This window comes from Fusibacter sp., assembly GCF_057447755.1.
This window is the reverse complement of sequence record NZ_JBVBZF010000335.1, coordinates 1-3,778: the sequence shown is the minus strand read 5'-3', so window position 1 is coordinate 3,778 and position 3,778 is coordinate 1. Positions and strand designations below refer to the sequence as shown.

General features: G+C 35.7%; 6 protein-coding genes. All 6 read left to right on the top strand.

Annotated elements, in window-relative coordinates; all coding sequences use genetic code 11:
• The coding region (locus AC220I_RS19675; RefSeq protein WP_486725570.1) for a chemotaxis protein CheW at positions 1 to 244 on the top strand (244 nt) is incomplete at its 5' end.
• Between the two features lie 15 nt (positions 245 to 259).
• Positions 260 to 691 (top strand): chemotaxis protein CheW, encoded by a 432-nt coding sequence (locus tag AC220I_RS19670; protein ID WP_486725569.1) that lies wholly within the window; start codon positions 260 to 262, stop codon positions 689 to 691.
• Positions 692 to 706: 15 nt separating this feature from the next.
• A complete protein-coding gene (locus AC220I_RS19665; protein ID WP_486725568.1) occupies positions 707 to 1,324 on the top strand; it encodes a chemotaxis protein CheC in 618 nt (205 codons plus the stop codon).
• Entirely contained in the window at positions 1,321 to 1,806 is a 486-nt protein-coding gene (locus AC220I_RS19660; protein WP_486725567.1) for a chemotaxis protein CheD, read from the top strand. The genes AC220I_RS19665 and AC220I_RS19660 overlap by 4 nt, the downstream gene beginning before the upstream one ends.
• Positions 1,807 to 1,847: 41 nt before the next feature.
• The gene (locus AC220I_RS19655) at positions 1,848 to 2,582 is read left to right on the top strand and encodes a sigma-70 family RNA polymerase sigma factor (protein WP_486725566.1); all 735 of its coding nucleotides are present in this window, start codon (positions 1,848 to 1,850) and stop codon (positions 2,580 to 2,582) included.
• A gap of 117 nt (positions 2,583 to 2,699) precedes the next feature.
• The coding region (locus AC220I_RS19650; RefSeq protein ID WP_486725565.1) for a flagellar assembly protein A at positions 2,700 to 3,778 on the top strand (1,079 nt) is incomplete at its 3' end.

The window sequence follows — 3,778 nt, the reverse complement described above, 5'->3', positions numbered from 1 at the left end:
TATTAGAATGAAAAACGTCTTAAATATTGATGAGGGTCAGGAAGATTTATCTGAATTGATCGTTGTTATTGTTAAAAAAGGTGAAGTTGAGGCAGGTCTTGTTGTTGATAGCTTAATTGGTCAACAGGAAATTGTTATCAAATCACTTGGTAAATATATGACTGGTATCAAGGCGATTGCAGGTGCAACCATTTTAGGTAATGGTAGCGTTGCCTTGATCGTTGATCCAAATCAATTATTCTAGTAAGGGGGGATATTAATGAGTGAAATGAAAGAATTTGTAACCTTTAGACTCAATCAAGAGTACTATGGAATCGATATTAACAACGTAGAAAATATAGAAAAGGTATTGCCCATTACAAGAGTGCCATACTCATCACCATATGTAAAAGGTGTTGTAAATTTAAGAGGCATCATCGTGCCTGTGGTAGATTTAAGAATTCGTTTTGGCCTTGAACCTAAGGCAGCAAGCGATGAGTCTAGAATCATCATCATTAATCTCGACGAAATGAAAATTGGTATGTTGGTAGATTCTTCGTCAGAAGTGCTTCAGATTTCTGAAGATGATATCGACGCTGCACCAAATGTAAAGAAAGATGTAGATAATGAATTTATTAAGAATATTGGTAAAAAGAACGGAAGAATCATTATGCTGATAGACCTTTTCAAAGTTCTTAATATTGAAGTATAAAATATAGGGGGCATAATGTCAGATCGCTTAAATCTTGATAATAATTTAATATTAGATGTACTGAGAGAAATTGGTAACATTGGTGCAGGAAATGCGGCGACATCTCTTGCTAAGATGATTGATAAAAAAGTGGACATGAAAGTACCAGTTGTAAAAATTTTGGAATTTGATGAAGTTCCGGAGATTCTTGGTGGTCCTGAAAACGTTGTATGTGGTATCTTCTTTAAGGTGGAAGGTGATATCACAGGCAGCATCATGTTTGTTTTGGATCAGGTCTCAGCAATGAACCTGGTTAACCTTTTAATGCCTAGAGATAATTCTGAATTTGATGAATTCACAATCTCTGCACTTCAAGAAATTGGTAACATCCTTTCAGGTGCTTATATTTCATCTTTATCAGGACTTACTAACTTAAAGATTACAATTTCTGTTCCTGCACTTGCGATTGATATGGCAGGCGCTATTTTAAGCGTTCCTGCAATTCATTTCGGTCAGATGAGTGATAATGTTTTGATTATACAAAATGAATTTATAGAAACACAGGAAGCAAAAAAAGTTGACGGGTATTTCTTCTTAATCCCAGATATGGAATCATATGAAGTCTTACTTGGCAGTTTAGGGGTTGCGCTATGAGTACAATGATTAAGGTTGGCATGGCTGACTTGAAAGTAGCTGATTACCCGAATGCACTCACGACCCTTGGATTAGGGTCGTGTGTTGGTATTTGTCTTTATGATCCCTTGACCAAAGTGACTGGCATGGCTCACATAATGCTACCTTCAAGTAAAGCAATACGAAAAAATGAAAATGTGGCAAAATTTGCTGATACTGCGATAGTAGAGCTCATCAAGCAAATGGAGAGTAAAGGCGCTAGAAAAAATCGCTTTTATGCAAAGATTGCAGGTGGCGCTCAAATGTTCTCCTTTTCGTCTCAAAATGATGCGATGAAAATTGGTGAACGGAATGCAGAAGCCGTAAGAGAGATTCTTAAAGACATGGGGATTCCCATTAAGGCTGATGAAACCGGGGGTAACTTCGGCCGAACGATAGAATTTTATAGTGAAGATGGAAAATTATTGATTAAAACAGCTGGTAAAGGCATCAAGGAATTATAAGCTTTAGATCATAACAAAAAGGTACTTTTGAAGGTGGTTTAATGACTAACGAACAATTATGGATAAACTACAAAGAGAAAAATAGTAGAGAAGCAAAAGACGAACTCATCATTAATTATGTCCCTTTAGTCAAAATAATCGCTGGCCGTTTATTTAACAATTATAATGCTCATGTGGAGTTTGATGATTTGTTAGGGTATGGTGTCATTGGCTTAATCGATGCCATTGAAAAGTTTGACCATACTAAAAACATCAAATTTGAAACATATGCCAATATTAGAATTCGTGGTGCGATTATCGACCAGATAAGACACATGGATTGGATTCCTAGAAGTACAAGACAAAAATATAAAAAGATAGAGGAAGCCATTGGCAAGCTACAAAAGATATATGGATTTGACGTATCTGATGAACTAATTGCAGATGAAATGGGCTTATCACTTGATGAATATAGCAAGCTCCTCGGTGAAGTTACAACTTATTCCATTGTCTCTTTGGAAGAAAAAATAGATGATAATTCAAATTTTGATATAAAATCAAGAAACATTGAATTTCAACCAGAAGAAAAATTTGTTGATGAAGAAATGAAGTCAATATTGACCCAGATTATTGGGAAATTGCCTGAAAAGGAAATGATGGTCCTTCAATTATACTATTACTCAGAGCTTACATACAAAGAAATTGCAGAGGTCCTTTCGATTTCTGAATCTCGTGTATCTCAAATTCACACAAAGGCAATTTCAAAGCTGAAAATTACATTGGAAGAAATAGTATAAATCACAGGAAACTGTGATTTTGTATTATGCTTTAATTTATTGTATAATAATAATGATAATAAATTTTAAATTAATGCCGATATATATATTATAAGCTAAAGTAATTAAGGGGGAAATATGAGCGAACAGAATGCATCCAAATTTGACATAGCAGTTAAGATCTCAGACGATTATTACAAGGCATTATTGTCCATTGAATTTCTAAAACCGGACCTTGTGGTAAAACCTGATGAAATTATTAAGATCCTAAAGGATAAAAATGTAGTCTATGGATTAAAGTTTAATATCATTGAAGCAATTTGCAAGAATCAAAAATCGGTTTTCAATGAAGTTGTTGCAGAAGGTATACCGCACGAAAATGGCATGGACGCAAGTATTGAGTTCATATATGGTAAAGACCATAAAGTGAAGCCGCAGATATTAGAAGACGGTAGAGTGGACTTTAAAAATTTAGGTTATGTTGAAGTTATTAAAGAGAATGAAGTCCTTGCAGTCAAGACACCTGCGACCAAAGGCAAAAGTGGTACTACTGTTACAGGTAAAGTCATCAGAGGCAAGGATGGCAAGGATGTCGCTTTTAAAATTGGCAAGAATGTCAAGATTTCACCTGATGGGCTTTCCGTTATCTCTGAGTGTGATGGTTCGATTCTTGTTGAAAACGACAAAATATCTGTTATTAGAGTCTTGGAGATTAATAAAGATATCGGTGTCGAAACTGGTAATATCAAGTTTCATGGTCAAGTCATTATCCATGGGAACGTAACAGATGGATATGAGGTCGATTGCGATGGTGATCTAGTGATCAACGGCGTGGTAGAGGGTGCCAATGTCAAAGCAAGTGGCGATGTAGTCATTTCAAGAGGTATCCAGGGTCGAGACAATGCAGAAATTTACTGTGGTGGCAACTTGACATCCAACTTTGTAAACAGCTGTAATGTAACTTGCAGGGGCGATATTGAAACCGGAGCCATTATGAACAGCAATGTAAAGTGTGATGGTAAGATTACTGTAAAAGGTAAAAAGGGTTTAATTGTTGGTGGTGAAATATCATGTAAGAATGATATCGAAGCACATGTTATTGGTTCAGAGCTTGGTATTATCACATCCTTTAAGCTTGGCGTTGATGTGGAAATTATAGAAGAACTAAAAAATCTCTCCACTGAAGTAAAGGAACTCATGGAGATGCATGATAAGCT